Genomic DNA, 14,363 nt, shown 5'->3' with positions numbered 1-14,363 from the left:
TCTACTCTGGCGGCGCAATTTTGGCGCGCAGCTCGGCTTTGATGCGGTTCAAAATTGAGGTTTCATCCAGGCTGTCAAGAATTTCGGCAATGACGGTTTTTGGTCCCTCCGGTCCCCAGGTGGCCCCGTTGGTGAGGTAGGTTTTGGTGATTTGGCCAATGCTGTAGGTGGCCAGGCCCGCCACACCCCCCTGGGCCAGGGCCACCGGCACGTAGGGGGCCAGGGACAGGCCGCCCGTGGCGATTGCCGACACCCCCAGCATCCCCTTCAGCGAGCTGAGGCCCAGGGTCACCGCCAGCTCGCTGAGGGTAATGCCGCCCAGGCCCAGGGCGATCTGCTGGAGCAGCTTGAGGGCGGCGGGGCGGGTCATGGGCAGGCCGTAGAGCCGCGACAGGTTGAGAATCAGCATGACATCGATGACGGTGCCGCCCACCAGGTCGGCTACGGTAATCGGGTTGAGGGCCACGGCCACGGCTTTGATCAAGGTGGCGTTCCAGATCGTGTCGTCGGCAATGCGATCGCAGATCTGCTTCTTGCGGGCCAAAATTTCGCCGCTCACCCCCTCGGCGTACATCAGCGTATTGAGGGCGACCAGGGCCTTACCCTCGCGGTGCAGAAGGTCGAGAATTTTGAGCTTGAGGTCGTCCACCTGGGGCTGGGCGCGCACGGTCTGGTAGGTGACGGTGCCGTTGGGCTGGGGGGTAGCCTGCACCGCCAGGGGCGAGGCGGCGGCCATGACGATTTCGTCGGGGGAGATCAGGTCTTGCAGGCGGCGATCGCGCAGGGTTTCGTAGAGGGTCTGGCGATCGGCCTCGGGGTACTGGTCGATTTTGTTGAACACCAGCAGCATGGGCTTGCTGGCCTGGCGCAGGGCTTGCAGGGCCTCGTACTCGACCCAAGTAATGTCGCCCGCAATCACAAAGAGAATTAAATCGACCTGCTCGGCCACGCGGCGGGCCAGGGCGGCCCGGTCTGCCCCATCCACCTCGTCAAGGCCAGGGGTGTCGATCAGCTCGATACGCGACTGGCCCAGGCTCTTGAGCGAAACCCGCAGCAGGTCGGGGGGGCCTTCCCCCAGGGCATCTTTCAGGGAATCGCGGCTGACAGCCCAGCGGCTGCCCTCTACCACCTGGGTAACGCCGTGGGTGGGGCCAGTGGTAAACACCTCCTGGCCCAGCAGGGCGTTGAGCAGCGATGACTTGCCCCGCCCCACCAGGCCAAAGGCGGCGATGTGCACCACCGTATGCTCCAGCTTGTCGATCAGGCCCTTGAGGTTTTCCAGCGCGTCTTCGACCCCGGCCTGCTCGCGGGGGGTGAGGTTGAGCCGCTGCACCAGACTGCCCAGGGCCGCCTGGGCGCGGCGATAGTGGAGGTCGTCTTGGAGGTCTTGAAAGTCGAGCACCAGATCGCCCAGCTCCTGCTCCACGGCCTCCCAGGTGGCCGGGTCGGCGGCGGGCAGAGCGAGGGGAATGCCCGTTGCCGTGGCCACGAGATCACCGAGTTCGGCCTCGACCTCTTCCCAGCTGGGGTCGGCGGCGGGTGGGGCGTCGGGGGAGTCGGAGGCGGGCATTGGGGTGGGGCGCAAGCGGGCAGAGGGAATGCCTTAAGCATAGCGAAGGGGCGCAGCGGTGAGGGGCGGGTTTACCCAGACAGCGATCGCAGGCCGCTGAGGCCAGACTGCAAAAACAGCAGCCCAAATACCAGGGAAACGCCGATCACAATGGGGCGGTTGTGGGCGGTCAGCCAGCCAGAGGCGCGATCCAAACTAGCCTTAGATTGTTGGGGCCTTACCAGGCGCAGGGCCAGGGGCAGCAGCAGCAGCGACTGGGCCAGTAAAACGAAGAGAAGGTAGGCGATCGCGCCATTTCGCGATCCCAGCTGCGCGGTGGCGATCGTGGCCAGGGCGCTAAGGGTAAACACCCACAGCTTGACGGCAATCAGCGGCAGCGTCAGGCCAATACCCAGGGCTTGCAGGGGGGTGGTACTGTCGATCGCGGTCAGCCACTTGGGGGGCGGCTCGTCGGGGTCTGGCTGTTTGCGCCACTTTTTGTAGGCGGTTACCAGCAGCAGCAGTCCGAGCACCAGCAGCAGGGTAGATACCACCGGCCCCTTGCCCTCCTCCTCAGCCGAGAGGGCCACAGATTCGCCCAGCCACAGCCCAAAGGCGGCCCCCTGGAGCAGGCGGGTGAGGGTCATGCCACCCACGTAGGCAATGCCCTTGAGCAAGCCCCGGTTGGGGCTTTGCAGCAGCAGCAGCAAAATGATGATTTGCAGTGGCACCAGGGCGCTGCCCAAAATGTAGGGCAGCAGCGAAACCAGGATGCTTCCCATCGGGCGGGGATACTCCGTGCTAAGGGATAGGGAATTGTGCGCGGCCGCAGGCGATCGCGCCCCCGCTTAATGTTAAGACACACAATCCTAGGTCAAGCGGCCTGAGCGGTGCAAAATCGCTATAGAGAACTTATCTACAGGAATTGCGCTGGCATGACCCCGCCGCCCCCCAGCCCGGATGTCGAACGGTTGAAGGTGTTGGCCGTGCTGCACTACGTGGTGGCGGGGCTGGTGCTGGCCTTTGCCCTGCTGCCGCTGGTATTTGTGGCGATCGGGGGTGTGGTGCTGCTGGCCCCTGAAACCGTGACCAGCGGCGATCGCGATCTGCCGCCCTTTGCCCTGGGGCTGATTTTCGTGGCGCTGGGCATATCGCTGTTTGTCTACGGGCTGGTGCTGGCGATCGCCCTCGCGATTTCGGGAGGCTGTTTACGGCGACACCGGCACTACTGGTTTAGCGTCGGTGTCGCCTGCGGAGCGCTGCTGTTTACGCCCCTGGGGACGGTGCTGGGGGTGGCCACGCTGGCGGTGCTGGTGCAGGAGTCGGTGCGCCAGCTCTACGGATTTCCCCCCAGCGACGGCGGCTAAGCCAAAAGGGGAGGGTCTGAAAGGAGGATGGTCCCAGGGGGCTTCACTGGGCCACCGCCCCCTGGCGCAGCGCGGCCAGCACCGCATTGTGGATGCTGCCGTTGCTGGCGACCACACCCTGGTTGTTGGGAAAGCGAGCGGCGCTGGCAAAATCCAGCGGCTTGCCGTGCATGTCGGTGACTTTGCCACCGGCCTCTTCGACCACCAGCACCCCGGCGGCGTGGTCCCAGATTTTTTCGCGGTAGTCGGGGGTTTTGGGCGAGGGCAGGCGCAGGTAGAGGGCGGCCTGTCCGGCGGCGACGGCGGCGTACTTGGCCTGGCTATCCATGCGCAGGGAGTCGGTGGTGATGCCCACCGCCTGGGCAATGACGGCCTGCTGGCTGAGGTTGCCGTGGCCCGACTCGACGCTTTCGACCATGCGGAAGCGATCGGTATCGTCTGGGGTAGTCACCTTTAGCGGCTGAGGCGAGCCGCCCGCTAGCGGCATCATGACCGCTCCTTCGCCGCGTACGGCTACCAGCAGCAGTCCGGTTTCGCCGCCGAAGCTGAGGAAGGGGCAGCCCAGCACGCCCACTTTGAGATCACCGTCTTCGACCAGAGCCAGGGCGATCGCGTACTGGTCACCGCGCAAAAAGCCCTTGGTGCCGTCGATGGGGTCGAGGGTCCAGTAGCGGCGGGCCACGCTGCCGTTGCCGTGGTCGATGAAGCGCAGTACGTCGCTGTCGGTGGTGTCGGGCAGCAGGCGCTGCACCTGCTCGGTTACGGCGGCCAGCACCGGGGCTGCCTCGGGCTGGCGCAGGTCGGTGGTATCTTCTTCCCCGACGACAGGATCGGCCGGGAAAGCGGCGGCCAGGGCATGGCAGACAATCGCCTGGGCTCCGTAGTCGGCAATGGTGACGGGGCTTTTGTCATTTTTTTCGATCGCTTCGGGCACTAAACCCTGACGCACCGCTTCGCAGAGCTGGGCGGCCTGGGTAACGGCGGCGATCGCCACCTGCTTTTCCTGTTCGTAAGCCATAGGGTCCTTTAGCAATAGTAAATAACGATAGGGGGCCAGCGGCCTGGGTCAACCGCCAGGGAGAACTATACCTCTCAGCTAAGCCTATATGCTGGGCTCTATTGGTCCATCGGGGCGATTTTGGGCGGGACCGCCTTTTTTTATCGAATCTTTAAGCCCGCAGCCAGGCGCGGGGGCCAAAGTAGCCGCAGCTGCGGGCGGCCACCTGGGCCGCCTGGGCGAGGGCCTCCGTAAACGAACCCTGCAAGCGGTAGTGGCAAAAGGCGCCGTGAAAAATATCCCCCGCCCCCAGGGTGTCGGTGACGCTGACCTGAGGCACGGGCAGGCTGCCTGCGGCAGTTCCGTTGGGCAATCTGTGGCGAAACTGGATAGGGTAGGCACCATGGGTGACGGCGACTTCGGCAATGCCCAGGGCGCTGAGGCCCGCCAGGGTATCGCTCTGGTCGGGCAGGCGAAATTTGGCGGCGGCGATCGCGCTGGTGGCCAGGGGCAGCAGGTGCTCGAAGCCGGGCTTCCAGCTGCCCGCATCAATCACAACGGGCACAATGGGCACAGCGGGACGGCCCTGGGCGGCTCTGGCCACAGCGAGGCCTGCGGCCATCTGATGCCCGTCGATGAGCACGGTATCGATGTCCGCCAGTAGGGTTTCAGGTGCGGGAGGCGCGGGGGCCTGGCGCCCCACGGCGTTGCGCGATACCACCGCGCGATCGCCCGTTGCCGCCGTCACCAAAATTGTCGATAGAGGGGGCGGATCCGCCCGGTGCGGCGTCAGGTCGATCACCTCCACGCCGTAGCTGGCCAGCTCGGCCCGCACCAGGGCCGCCAGGGGATGCTGCCCCAGGGCACCGACTACCCTGGCCCGGTTGCCCAGGGCGGCAAAGGCGATCGCGGCGTTGGTGGCAGGCCCGCCCGCCACCAGCAGGCTGTCGTCAGCAACCATCTTTTCGTCGCTGCTGGGCACATGGTCGACCCGATAAATGCAGTCGAGGGTAATCAGCCCCACAAAAAGTCCAGCGGCCACGGCGATATTTCTCTCGGCAGATTCTAAAGGGCAGGCAGGGCGATATGCTCAACAGCATAGATCTATCCCTGGGTATAAGGCCCTGGGTGTAAGGTGGGTAGTGCGCCAGTCGCAGGGGCGGGCTTTGGGGTGGTTAACCCCATGGTTCGGGGCGATCGCCCTATCCGCTACCTTTTTATGGACTTTTCTCTCTATGGCATTGCCACCATGGCCGATACGTTGCCCCTTGCCTACATTCCCCTCTTTATGCATTGCGCGATCGGCCTGGTGGCGGCCCAGCTGGCCCACCGCAAGGGCTACGACCTGGGGCTGTGGCTGGTGTGGGGCACGATCGGCGGCACCGTCGCCCTAATCGATGCCTGGCGGCGGCCCCAGCGGCGGCCCCTGCCCTGATGGCTGGATTAAACCACTGGCTAAAACAATGGCTGCCCCGCCTCGACCACCGGGTCTGGATTTTGGCGGCGGGACGGCTGCTGTCCCAGGTGGGCATTGGCTTTACGCTGTTCTACGCGCCGATTTTTTTTACTACCCAGGTGGGGTTAACGGCAACCCAGGTGGGCCTGGGCATCGGCCTGGGGTCGGTGGCGGGCATGGGGGGGCGGTTTTTGGGCGGGTCGCTGGCCGACTCGCCCACGGCGGGGCGACGGCCAACGCTGCTGGCCTCTACTCTGGTGTCGGCGGCCGCCGACGTCGTACTGCTGCTGGCCAACGATTTTTCGGTATTTTTGGCGGGCAATCTGCTGATGGGATTTGGGGTGGGGCTGTACTGGCCTGCCGCCGAGTCGGTGGCGGCAGATATAACCACCGCTGAGCAGCGCAACGAAGCCTACGCCCTGGTGCGCCTGGCCGACAACCTGGGCCTGGGGGTGGGGGTGGTGGCCGGGGGGGCGCTGATCTCGCTCACCGGGGCCTACCGGGCGCTGTTTGCCATCGACGGCATTACGTTTTTGCTGTTTTTTGCAATTATCTACGCTGCGATCGCCGAAACGCGCCCCAAGGACAATCCGGCGCGATCGCTCTTGCAGGGCTGGGGCCACGCCCTGAGAGACACCAACCTGATGGTGTATGCGGTCGTCAACGTGCTGCTGACGGGCTATCTGGCCCAAATTCAAAGCACCCTGCCCCTCTATCTCAACCGCTTCGCCGGGGGCGGGCTGGCGGTTAGCGAAGGAACGCTGAGTCTGCTGTTTACGGGCCATGTGGTGCTCGCCACCCTGGCCCAGCTGCCGATGGCCCGCTGGCTCACCCGCTACCGCCCTGCCCAGGGGCTAATGGTGTCGGCGCTGCTGTGGGGCCTGGGGTTTGGGCTGGTGTGGCGATCGGGCACGGGCCAGTTTCCCCTGGCCTGGGGTGGGGCGGCCCTGGGGGTAATGGCTCTGGCCATGGTGGCCTACACGCCCATTGGCTCGGCGCTGGTGGCGGCGATCGCCCCCGAGGCGCTGCGCGGGGTCTATCTCTCAGTCAACTCTATGTGCTGGGCTGTAGGCTACCTGATCGGCCCACCCCTGGGGGGCTGGGCGCTTGACCAGGGGGCAGCCGTAGCCCACGGCTTTTGGCTGGGGCTGATGGCGACGGTGGCGCCCGCCCTGGGCGTCTTGGCCTGGCTCGATCGCCGCCTGCGCCGCTAAGCAGAAGCAGAAGGGATAAGAGACTAAATCTGATCCCACATCACTTTTAGTCCGTCGGGCAGGCTGCTGGAGATCTCTTTAATCTGCGCTTCGGACAGTTCTTCGCGGGCGGTGGAAAACACCGCAATCACCACCGACTCTGGCGACACGCCCTTGGGAATGCCGCCCTCTTGCTTGATGCGGCGCAAAAAAGTCTCGGTGTCGATTTTGAGCGGGGGCCGCAGGCGGCTCAGCATTCGCACGATGGGGTTGTCGTCCTTCCAGAGGGCGGCAATCTCGTCGTCCTTGAAGGCCGCCTCGGTTCTGTCGGCGGCTTCGGTGCTCATCAGATCGCGCATGGAGCGAAACACAATGGTGGTCAGGTCACGGGCGTCGTAGATGTCCGGGAGGCTGGCCTTTTGCATGACTTTTTCTAGAAAAGCCCGCTCGGTATCGCTAAATTTTTCAGATGTCATAATGCCCTCTCAAGATTTGCCGGGGCGTCAACCCGGCCAGTTCGGGCCGATAGTACCACGGCAGGGCCGGTATTAAAGACACCCCTCAGCGCTATTTATCTCACGGAGAATAGGTGAATGAGCTGGCGCGGAACGCCTGTGGAATTCTTGGGCTGGCCTTAGCCGCTTCGGCAGGGGCCTGAACCTGTTACCTGCCTGGCGTTTAGCCCCTAAAAGGACCGATCTGCGGCTGCTAAAGCCTGTACATTTTCTCTGCCCAAACCGCCTGCTTGCTCAATAGTTAAATTCGTCTGGCTGCTAAGGGTGAATCTAGAAGGCTAACGGGCAGAATTGAGTATGCGGGGTAATATGGGGTGCTGCAAATTACTCTCGCATAGCGCTGCTCTCGGAGATTTAGGCATGTCCTTGACCTCCTCAACGGCGCACCTTAGCCACGGCCCTATCGATCGCGTGAGCGACGGCTCACGACAGTATGCTCCACAGAACGCTTCGATATCTTTTGCGCCGAACAGCAAAACCAGTCGCCAACTTGGCTTGCTGGGTAGCCGGTTTGCCCAGCCTCAACCAGCTGGAAGCCCAGCTACAGGACAGGCACCGCCAGCTTGAAAACATTGATGCCCAGCAAAAAGCGCTCTACCGAGCGATCAGTAAGATGGGAGTGCGTCAACATTTAGCGAGAGAAAAATGAAGATAGTGGGGTAGGTCATCCAGGGCTACCGCTATGACACCTGAACAACACCAACAACTTCAAGGGCACGTCAGTGAGATCGCTAAACTGCTGTATGCCGATGCCCAGACCAAGGGGCTGCCCATGGGCAACCTGAGCGAAATTGAGATGGCCGTCCGCAGCCAACTGCTGCGCCATATCTCGCCAGAGTTGGGGATTTTTTTATCGAAACAGTTGTCGGCCCAGACTCAGGCTACCGACGAGGGCTGAATAGCCTGCTGGGCAAGCTGCGTCTCGGCCCCACCCAAGCCGAGAAACTGGGCGTTAAGCCCGGTATTCAACAGAGTCCGTTGCTGGAGTTGTGTTGCCAGCGGATGAGCGCCAAAGCCTCCTACCAGCAAGCGGCCCGAGATATTGATCTCTTGTGCGGGGTCAGGGTCAGTGCCAAAACTCAAGAGCGCATCGTCAATCGCACGCCTATCGATGCTCCTGAGATCACCGAACCCGTCGCTGAAGTTGACCTGGATGGGGGCCTGGTGCGATTGGTCGGCGACCCCGGTCAGCCCAGCGAATGGAAACAGTACAAAGCCGTTCGAGTCAATGGTGACGGGCCGGGTATGGCGTGGTTCCAGGACAATTCGGCCTTGCTGGACTGGCTGCATCACGTAACCTTCGTCAGTTTGTTCTACTGCTTAGGGGATGGCCATGCTGGGATTTGGTCGCTGTTTGCCCAACTTGACGTGCCCCAGATCGCCGAGGAAATCTTGGATTGGTATCACTTGACTGAGAATTTGCACAAGGTCGGTGGGTCGTTGAAACGCTTGCAGGACGCTGAATCCCTATTGTGGGAGGGGCAAGTTGATAAAACGATTGCCCTATTCGCCCCGGTTAAAACAGGCCCCTCACGGCGCTTTCAGACGTATTTGCAAACCCATCGCAGTCGGATTCCCAATTATCGGTATTACCAGATGGAGGGACTGCCCATTGGCTCTGGCCCCGTTGAGTCTTGGATTAAGCAGATCGATGAACGGGTGCAGATTACCGGGGCACGATGGAAGCCTGAGCGAGTGCCCCAAATCCTGGCCCTGCGCTGCGCCTATCTCAGCGGCCGCCTTGATTTATTTTCTCCGCTCAAAGTATGACGCACTCCCCAGTAAGATTCGGGCATCCCTCGATCTAGACGTAATCTTTCGCACTACGACTAAAGAAACCTGTAAATTACTTCGAGTTGAACGAATTGCGGTCTATCGCTTTTTTGAGGACTGGGGCGGCGAGTTTGTCGAAGATTTTGAATTTGCTGAACCTGGTTGGGATTTTGGCCCGCTGGGACAAAACACGGTCTGGAACGATTCTTACCTCCAGGAGCACCAGGGCGGCCGATATCGCTCCAACGAATGTCTGAGGGTTGCGGATGTTCACGTCGAGGGCCTATCCAAATGCCATCTGGAGGTCCTCGAGCAGTTCCATATTCGTGCCTATGCCACAGCGCCGATTTTTATCGGGCAAAAACTTTGGGGAGTGCTGGCGGCCTATCAACATTCCCAGCCCCACCAGTGGCAGTATCAAGAGATTCAGTTTCTTTCCCAGGTGGCAAATCAGCTTGGCTTTGCCGTCAAGCAAGCGGAATTGATGGCGAAAACCGAACGCAAAGCTGAGGATCTGCGTTCGGTCAATGAGCAGCAGGAAGTTCTCTTTAACTTGATTGCTGAAATTCGCGAATCCCTCGATCTCAAAACGCTGTTCAAAACCACAGCCCGCGAGGTGCGAAAAGCTTTACATACCGATCGCGTTGGCATTTTTCAGTTTGACCCAGATTCGAAGTATACCTCCGGGGAGTTTGTTTCTGAGAACTTGCTGCCAGAGTACGACTCAGCGATCGCCATCAAAGTGAGTGACCACTGCTTTGGCGACAAGTATGTAGAGCAGTATCAAAAGGGCCATATTCAGGTTCTTTCTGATGTCTCTCAGGCGGGCCTGACGCAATGCCATCTGGAGTTATTGGAAAATTTCCAGATCAAGGCTCAAATTATTGTGCCTCTAATGAAAGGCAGCGATCTTTGGGGGTTACTCTGTATCCATCAGTGCGGCCATCCGCGCGTTTGGAAAGCAGCTGAGATCAACTTTGCCAAACAGCTGGCGGCCCAGTTTAGCGTCGCCCTTCGCCATGCGGATCTGCTCGCCCAGTCTGACTCTAAGGCCAAGCAACTCGACCAGGCGCTTCAGGCGCTTCAGCGGGCCAACGAAAAACTGGAGGAGTTGAGCAATCTGGATGCATTGACGCAGGTTTCGAATCGGCGATTTTTCGACAATTCCCTCGAAGCTGAATGGGAGCGATCGCTGCGGGCCGGAACATATCTGTCCCTAATTTTGTTTGACATCGACTATTTCAAATTTTATAACGACCACTACGGTCACCCAGCGGGGGATCAGTGCCTGATCGAAATAACGCAGGCGGCCCAGGGGGTTTTGAAGCGTCCTTCAGATGTTTTGGCGCGCTATGGGGGAGAAGAGTTTGCCGTAATTTTGCCGGAGACAGGTCAGGCGGGGGCGGCCAAAATTGCTGAGTACATTCGCAATGCCGTTAGAGGCCTAAAAATTCCTAACCAGGGCATACAGCTAGAGCATTTAGACCATCCCTACGTCACCATCAGCCTGGGGGTTACTAGCCAAATCCCCAAGCCGGGTCAATCGATTCAGCAGATGATCAGCCAGGCTGACCAGGCGCTATATCAGGCCAAGGCAAAAGGACGAGACACGTCGGTATGGGTGCCGCCCATAGCGTAGTTTTTGGCGCTGCGCCAGGTTGGTTACAGCATGGCCAGGAGCATGGCCAATGATCCAGCTAATTCAGGCGTTGCCCTGGGAGTCGGCGCTAAAAACTTGCGATCGCATGGGCATGGAGGCCTGCGCCCCCGCTACCCTCACCGAGGCGGCCGCCACGGCGCTGGCGAAGGCCACCGCCGCCGCCAGATCCTGGCCCTCGGCCAGGGCCACGGCCAGGCCGCCGTTAAAGGCATCCCCTGCGGCGACGGTGTCAACGGCGGCGACGGGCAGGGCGGGCTGGTGGAAGCTGCGCTCTGGGGTCGCCACGACAGCTCCCTGCTCGCCCAGTTTGACGATCGCCGTCCCCACCCCCCGCTGCACCAGCTGGCGGGCCGCCGCGATCGCGGTGGCGACATCGCCGACGGGCAGGCCGGTGAGCTGCTGAGCCTCTAGCTGGTTGGGGGTGAGCATATCCACCGTTTTGAAAAAATCCTCGGGCAGGTCGGCGCGGGCCGGGGCCGGATCGACAATTACAATAACGCCCCTGGCCCTGGCGGCCCTGGCGGCGGCCACCACGATGGGCAGCGGCACCTCAAACTGGAGCAGCAGCATGTCGTCGGCTTGCAGATGGGCCACCAGGCGATCGACATCGGCCTCGCCCACCTGGCCGTTGGCACCGGGCACCACCACGATGGTGTTGCGGCCAGCGCTATCCACGGCGATCGCGGCCACCCCCGTCGGTGCGGCCCCGTCGACCGCCACTCCGCTGACATCGACCCCGTCGGACCGCAAACCCTGGGTCAGCTCGGTGCCGAAGGCATCATTTCCCACCCGGCCCACCATTCGGGTGGTGGCCCCCAGCCGCGCCGCCGCCACCGCCTGGTTGGCCCCCTTGCCGCCGGGCAGGGTGGCAAAGGCGCTGCCCAGAATGGTTTCTCCGGGCTGGGGCAGGCGCGGCGTGCGGCAGACCAAGTCCATATTCAGGCTGCCGAAGACGTGGATGGTGCTTGGCATTGGCATTGTTAGGTGAGCGGGAAGCGGGCGCGGGCGGTGGGGCTAAGGGCAATTTTAGACACTAAAATACTCAAGAATTTTGATGCCTCCCGGGGGCGCAGGCCCGGCGCCCCTGCCCGGGAGCTGTCTTTTTTTCCAAAAACGCTCTAAAACAGATCGCCGTCGCCGTCGCTGCTGCCGTAGGGCGACGGAGGGCGATCGCTGCTCCAGGCCCACCAGGGGGTAGCGCACTCGCCGCACTGGTAAAACTCCTGCCACTTGCGGCGGTGGTCGGCGCCGTAGACCGGCGATCGGCGGTTGATCCAGACCGCCTTGGCCTGGCGGCTCTCGGCCCCGCACTGGGGGCAGCAAAACTGGGTGGCGTGGGTGGCCGACTGGGCCCACTCGGGGGGAAAGGGGGAAAAAGCTTCCATGGCACAGGGCGGTGGGTCAGTTCCATTATGGGCCAGGGGCGGGGCCGGAGGTGTCGAAGTTTTAAGGGGCTGGGTTAAGTTCTGGAACGGTACAATTCGCAGGGGGCGTTCTTCGGCATAATCGGTGGCAGGCTTGCAAACACTGGCCCAGCGAGGGGCCAACTAAGGAGAATAGGCACGCGATGGCACTGCGTTTGATTTCATTGCTGGGTATTTTTGGCCTCTGTTTTATCGCCTGGCTGGGGTCAGAAGATCGCAGGCGGGTGCCGTGGCGGCTGATTCAGTGGGGCATTGGCATTCAGCTGGTAGTGGGGGTGCTGATCTTTTTGCTGCCCTTTACCCGTGATGTGGTGGTGTGGCTCAGCTCTCTGCTCAACGCCCTGATCGATGCCTCAGATGCGGGGGCGCGGTTTTTGTTTGGCCCCATTTTTGTGCCAGATTTCAATCAGCCGGTTGGCCCTGCCGGGGCCGGTCGCTGGATTGCCCGCGCCCTGACACCCCCCTTTACCGCCGTGCCGGGCGATCGCCTGGGGGCCGACAACCTCAACCTGGGCTATATTTTCGCCTTTCGCTCGCTGCCCCAGGTGGTGTTTTTTGCCTCGATGTTTGCCCTGCTGTACAACCTGGGCGTGATTCAGCCAATTGTGCGGGTGTTTGCCCAGTTCTTTCGCTGGGCGATGAACATCAGCGGCGCCGAGGCCCTGGCCGGGGCGGCGAATATTTTTGTCGGCATTGAGTCGGCGATCGCGATCAAGCCCTTTCTAGAGCGCATGACCCGCAGCGAACTGTGCGCCATTTTGGCCTCCATGTTTGGCTCCATTGCCTCCACGGTGCTGGGCCTCTACGCCGGCTATCTGCGGCCCATTTTTCCGTCGATCGCGGGGCACCTGATGTCGGCCTCGGTGCTGACCATTCCCGCCGCCTTTGTGCTGGCCAAAATTTTGGTGCCCGAGCAGGAGGTGCCCGAAACCCTGGGCAAGGTGCCCGCCGTGGACATGGCCGACGATGATCGCAGAACCCCCATGGACAGCCTGATTTTGGGCGCCCTCGACGGGGTCAAAATGGCGGTGGGCATTGTCGCCGCGCTGATCGCCATTCTGGGCCTGATTGCCCTGCTCAACCTGGTGTTTGCCAATTTGGCCTCGCTGGCCACCAGCGACTTTGCCCCCTGGCGCGCGATCGGCCAGGTGTTTAGCGTCATCACCCTGCAAAACATCATGGGGGCGCTGTTTTTACCCCTCACCTTTCTCACCGGGGTGTCGCTGGACTGGCCCGAGCTGTGGCTGTCGTCGCAGCTGATTGGCCGCCGCCTGCTCGAAACGGCGATTCCGCCCTATATTGGCCTGGCCAATGCGGCGGCGGAGGGCACCCTCAGCGATCGCGCCCTGGTGATTGTCAGCTACGTGCTCTGCGGCTTTGCCCACCTGCCCTCGGTCGGCATCTTCGTCGGCGGGCTCTCAGGCCTGGTGCCCTCCCGCAGCAAAGACATCAGTGATGTCGCCTGGAAAGCTCTCTGGGCAGGCACTCTCGCCACCCTGATGACTGGCTGCATCGCCGGGATATTCTTCTACGAAGGCGCGGCGGTGTTGGGGCGCTAGGAAAACGCCAGAAACCAAATTCTCTGGCCGACAGCCCAAACCAATCCCCAAGTTTTCCCTTCCGGTGATCGGACTGGATGGGGTGACGGCGGCGGATGGTAGCGGTTGAGGACAGTGCCCCACGCTACTGGAAAATTTGCCCTACAAGCGTGCTGAAGTCTGGCAGCAAGGGTGACGTCAGGGTATCTCCCACCAGCAGGGTGCCGACGAGCTGGAGCTGTGCGGCTGTGCGGCGATACATTTCCAAGGTTTGCCGCTGCCAACTGACAATCCAGTATTCCTGCACCCCATGGAGGGAGTAGAGTTTGAGCTTAACTTCTTTATCTCGCTGCTCGTTCAGGTCGCCGGGAGAGAGGATCTCGACCATGAGTTCAGGGGCAACGATCAGGCATCCGGCGTCATCAATGCCGCTGGCGAGGCGGTCGCGGCTAATCCAGACCACATCGGGAATGACCGCATCGTTGGGGGTAAAAATAACGCCGGGGGTTTGGAAGGCGCTCCCTAGCCCAGTCTGTTCTGACCAGGTTTCCAGGCGAACATGCAGTTTTCCTGCCGCACCTTGATGGCGAATATGGGGAGCACGGGTCACATGCAGGTCTCCATCAATGATTTCGTAGCGCTTCCAGCCGCCGTCATCGGGCATGGCGGCGAGGTCGCGGGTAGTCCAGCGGCGGGCGTTGGGAACCATGGAATGGGCCGTTGAACGGATGGTTTAAGTGTAAGCGATCGCATTATGCAGACGCATTGTGCAGAGGCGGCAGGGGGCTCAGCATGTGGTGCAGGCAGCGGAACCCAACAGAATGCTAAACAAACCTCGGAGCTTCGGATGACAAAGTGGAGCGTTAATTATACTGAATTTGTCAGCCTAAT

The 14,363-nt window shown here is 61.6% G+C and carries 14 protein-coding genes; 6 read left to right on the top strand and 8 right to left on the bottom strand.

The window, feature by feature from the left end; translation table 11 throughout:
* Position 1: 1 nt before the first annotated feature.
* Positions 2-1,570 carry a GTP-binding protein gene (locus tag LEPTO7104_RS0102440; protein WP_017296956.1) on the bottom strand — a complete coding sequence of 523 codons (1,569 nt, stop codon included), beginning with the start codon at positions 1,568-1,570 and terminating at the stop codon, positions 2-4.
* A 71-nt stretch (positions 1,571-1,641) separates the two neighbouring features.
* Positions 1,642-2,331, bottom strand: a complete 690-nt coding sequence (locus LEPTO7104_RS0102435; RefSeq protein ID WP_017296955.1) for a GAP family protein — start codon at positions 2,329-2,331, stop codon at positions 1,642-1,644.
* 153 nt (positions 2,332-2,484) lie between these two features.
* On the opposite strand from LEPTO7104_RS0102435, the gene LEPTO7104_RS0102430 reads away from it, so the two are divergent.
* Positions 2,485-2,916 (top strand): hypothetical protein, encoded by a 432-nt coding sequence (locus tag LEPTO7104_RS0102430; protein WP_017296954.1) that lies wholly within the window; start codon positions 2,485-2,487, stop codon positions 2,914-2,916.
* Positions 2,917-2,959: 43 nt separating this feature from the next.
* Here LEPTO7104_RS0102430 and LEPTO7104_RS0102425 read toward each other — a convergent pair whose 3' ends face one another.
* Together LEPTO7104_RS0102425 and LEPTO7104_RS0102420 are read right to left on the bottom strand one after the other, a co-directional pair.
* Positions 2,960-3,934 carry a 3'(2'),5'-bisphosphate nucleotidase gene (locus LEPTO7104_RS0102425; RefSeq protein WP_017296953.1) on the bottom strand — a complete coding sequence of 325 codons (975 nt, stop codon included), beginning with the start codon at positions 3,932-3,934 and terminating at the stop codon, positions 2,960-2,962.
* 151 nt (positions 3,935-4,085) lie between these two features.
* Positions 4,086-4,955 (bottom strand): PfkB family carbohydrate kinase, encoded by an 870-nt coding sequence (locus LEPTO7104_RS0102420; RefSeq protein ID WP_017296952.1) that lies wholly within the window; start codon positions 4,953-4,955, stop codon positions 4,086-4,088.
* Positions 4,956-5,048: 93 nt separating this feature from the next.
* Here LEPTO7104_RS0102420 and LEPTO7104_RS43175 point away from each other — a divergent pair, with 93 nt between their 5' ends.
* Together LEPTO7104_RS43175 and LEPTO7104_RS0102410 are read left to right on the top strand one after the other, a co-directional pair.
* Positions 5,049-5,348, top strand: coding sequence for a hypothetical protein (locus LEPTO7104_RS43175; RefSeq protein WP_264307686.1), 300 nt, complete (start codon positions 5,049-5,051; stop codon positions 5,346-5,348).
* Positions 5,348-6,583 carry an MFS transporter gene (locus tag LEPTO7104_RS0102410; protein ID WP_017296950.1) on the top strand — a complete coding sequence of 412 codons (1,236 nt, stop codon included), beginning with the start codon at positions 5,348-5,350 and terminating at the stop codon, positions 6,581-6,583. The genes LEPTO7104_RS43175 and LEPTO7104_RS0102410 overlap by 1 nt, the downstream gene beginning before the upstream one ends.
* Before the next feature lie 23 nt (positions 6,584-6,606).
* On the opposite strand, the gene LEPTO7104_RS0102405 is transcribed toward LEPTO7104_RS0102410, so the two are convergent.
* The gene (locus LEPTO7104_RS0102405; RefSeq protein WP_017296949.1) at positions 6,607-7,038 is read right to left on the bottom strand and encodes a DUF2267 domain-containing protein; all 432 of its coding nucleotides are present in this window, start codon (positions 7,036-7,038) and stop codon (positions 6,607-6,609) included.
* A 721-nt stretch (positions 7,039-7,759) separates the two neighbouring features.
* Between LEPTO7104_RS0102405 and LEPTO7104_RS0102390 the strand changes: the two genes are divergently transcribed.
* Both LEPTO7104_RS0102390 and LEPTO7104_RS0102385 read left to right on the top strand, forming a co-directional pair.
* Positions 7,760-8,847, top strand: a protein-coding gene (locus LEPTO7104_RS0102390) for an ISKra4 family transposase (RefSeq protein ID WP_422879813.1) whose coding sequence is annotated in 2 segments (ribosomal slippage) — positions 7,760-7,922 and positions 7,922-8,847 — 1,089 coding nt in all. Because the reading frame shifts where the segments join, the coding sequence is not laid out codon by codon here.
* Positions 8,819-10,489, top strand: a complete 1,671-nt coding sequence (locus LEPTO7104_RS0102385) for a sensor domain-containing diguanylate cyclase (RefSeq protein WP_017296945.1) — start codon at positions 8,819-8,821, stop codon at positions 10,487-10,489. The genes LEPTO7104_RS0102390 and LEPTO7104_RS0102385 overlap by 29 nt, the downstream gene beginning before the upstream one ends.
* A 63-nt stretch (positions 10,490-10,552) precedes the next feature.
* On the opposite strand, the gene rbsK is transcribed toward LEPTO7104_RS0102385, so the two are convergent.
* Both rbsK and LEPTO7104_RS0102375 read right to left on the bottom strand, forming a co-directional pair.
* Positions 10,553-11,488, bottom strand: coding sequence for a ribokinase (rbsK, locus tag LEPTO7104_RS0102380; RefSeq protein ID WP_017296944.1), 936 nt, complete (start codon positions 11,486-11,488; stop codon positions 10,553-10,555).
* A gap of 140 nt (positions 11,489-11,628) precedes the next feature.
* Complete coding sequence (locus LEPTO7104_RS0102375; RefSeq protein ID WP_017296943.1) at positions 11,629-11,895, bottom strand: hypothetical protein; 267 nt, start codon at positions 11,893-11,895, stop codon at positions 11,629-11,631.
* 182 nt (positions 11,896-12,077) lie between these two features.
* On the opposite strand from LEPTO7104_RS0102375, the gene LEPTO7104_RS0102370 reads away from it, so the two are divergent.
* Positions 12,078-13,493 carry a NupC/NupG family nucleoside CNT transporter gene (locus LEPTO7104_RS0102370; RefSeq protein ID WP_017296942.1) on the top strand — a complete coding sequence of 472 codons (1,416 nt, stop codon included), beginning with the start codon at positions 12,078-12,080 and terminating at the stop codon, positions 13,491-13,493.
* A gap of 124 nt (positions 13,494-13,617) precedes the next feature.
* On the opposite strand, the gene LEPTO7104_RS0102365 is transcribed toward LEPTO7104_RS0102370, so the two are convergent.
* Positions 13,618-14,181, bottom strand: a complete 564-nt coding sequence (locus tag LEPTO7104_RS0102365; RefSeq protein WP_017296941.1) for a Uma2 family endonuclease — start codon at positions 14,179-14,181, stop codon at positions 13,618-13,620.
* Between the last annotated feature and the right edge of the window lie 182 nt (positions 14,182-14,363).

The organism is Nodosilinea nodulosa PCC 7104 (assembly GCF_000309385.1).
GTDB lineage: Bacteria > Cyanobacteriota > Cyanobacteriia > Phormidesmidales > Phormidesmidaceae > Nodosilinea > Nodosilinea nodulosa.
Note: the sequence above shows the minus strand (reverse complement) of the source record. Positions and strands in the feature narration are given on the sequence as shown.

What these genes read in the sequence shown, in the direction of transcription:
- LEPTO7104_RS0102440 (WP_017296956.1), bottom strand. Translation starts at nt 1,570, where the DNA reads ATGCCCGCCTCCGACTCCCCCGACGCCCCACCCGCCGCCGACCCCAGC.
- LEPTO7104_RS0102375 (WP_017296943.1), bottom strand. Translation starts at nt 11,895, where the DNA reads ATGGAAGCTTTTTCCCCCTTTCCCCCCGAGTGGGCCCAGTCGGCCACC.
- LEPTO7104_RS0102410 (WP_017296950.1), top strand. Translation starts at nt 5,348, where the DNA reads ATGGCTGGATTAAACCACTGGCTAAAACAATGGCTGCCCCGCCTCGAC.
- LEPTO7104_RS0102430 (WP_017296954.1), top strand. Translation starts at nt 2,485, where the DNA reads ATGACCCCGCCGCCCCCCAGCCCGGATGTCGAACGGTTGAAGGTGTTG.
- LEPTO7104_RS0102405 (WP_017296949.1), bottom strand. Translation starts at nt 7,038, where the DNA reads ATGACATCTGAAAAATTTAGCGATACCGAGCGGGCTTTTCTAGAAAAA.
- rbsK (WP_017296944.1), bottom strand. Translation starts at nt 11,488, where the DNA reads ATGCCAATGCCAAGCACCATCCACGTCTTCGGCAGCCTGAATATGGAC.
- LEPTO7104_RS0102365 (WP_017296941.1), bottom strand. Translation starts at nt 14,181, where the DNA reads ATGGTTCCCAACGCCCGCCGCTGGACTACCCGCGACCTCGCCGCCATG.
- LEPTO7104_RS0102370 (WP_017296942.1), top strand. Translation starts at nt 12,078, where the DNA reads ATGGCACTGCGTTTGATTTCATTGCTGGGTATTTTTGGCCTCTGTTTT.
- LEPTO7104_RS0102435 (WP_017296955.1), bottom strand. Translation starts at nt 2,331, where the DNA reads ATGGGAAGCATCCTGGTTTCGCTGCTGCCCTACATTTTGGGCAGCGCC.
- LEPTO7104_RS0102425 (WP_017296953.1), bottom strand. Translation starts at nt 3,934, where the DNA reads ATGGCTTACGAACAGGAAAAGCAGGTGGCGATCGCCGCCGTTACCCAG.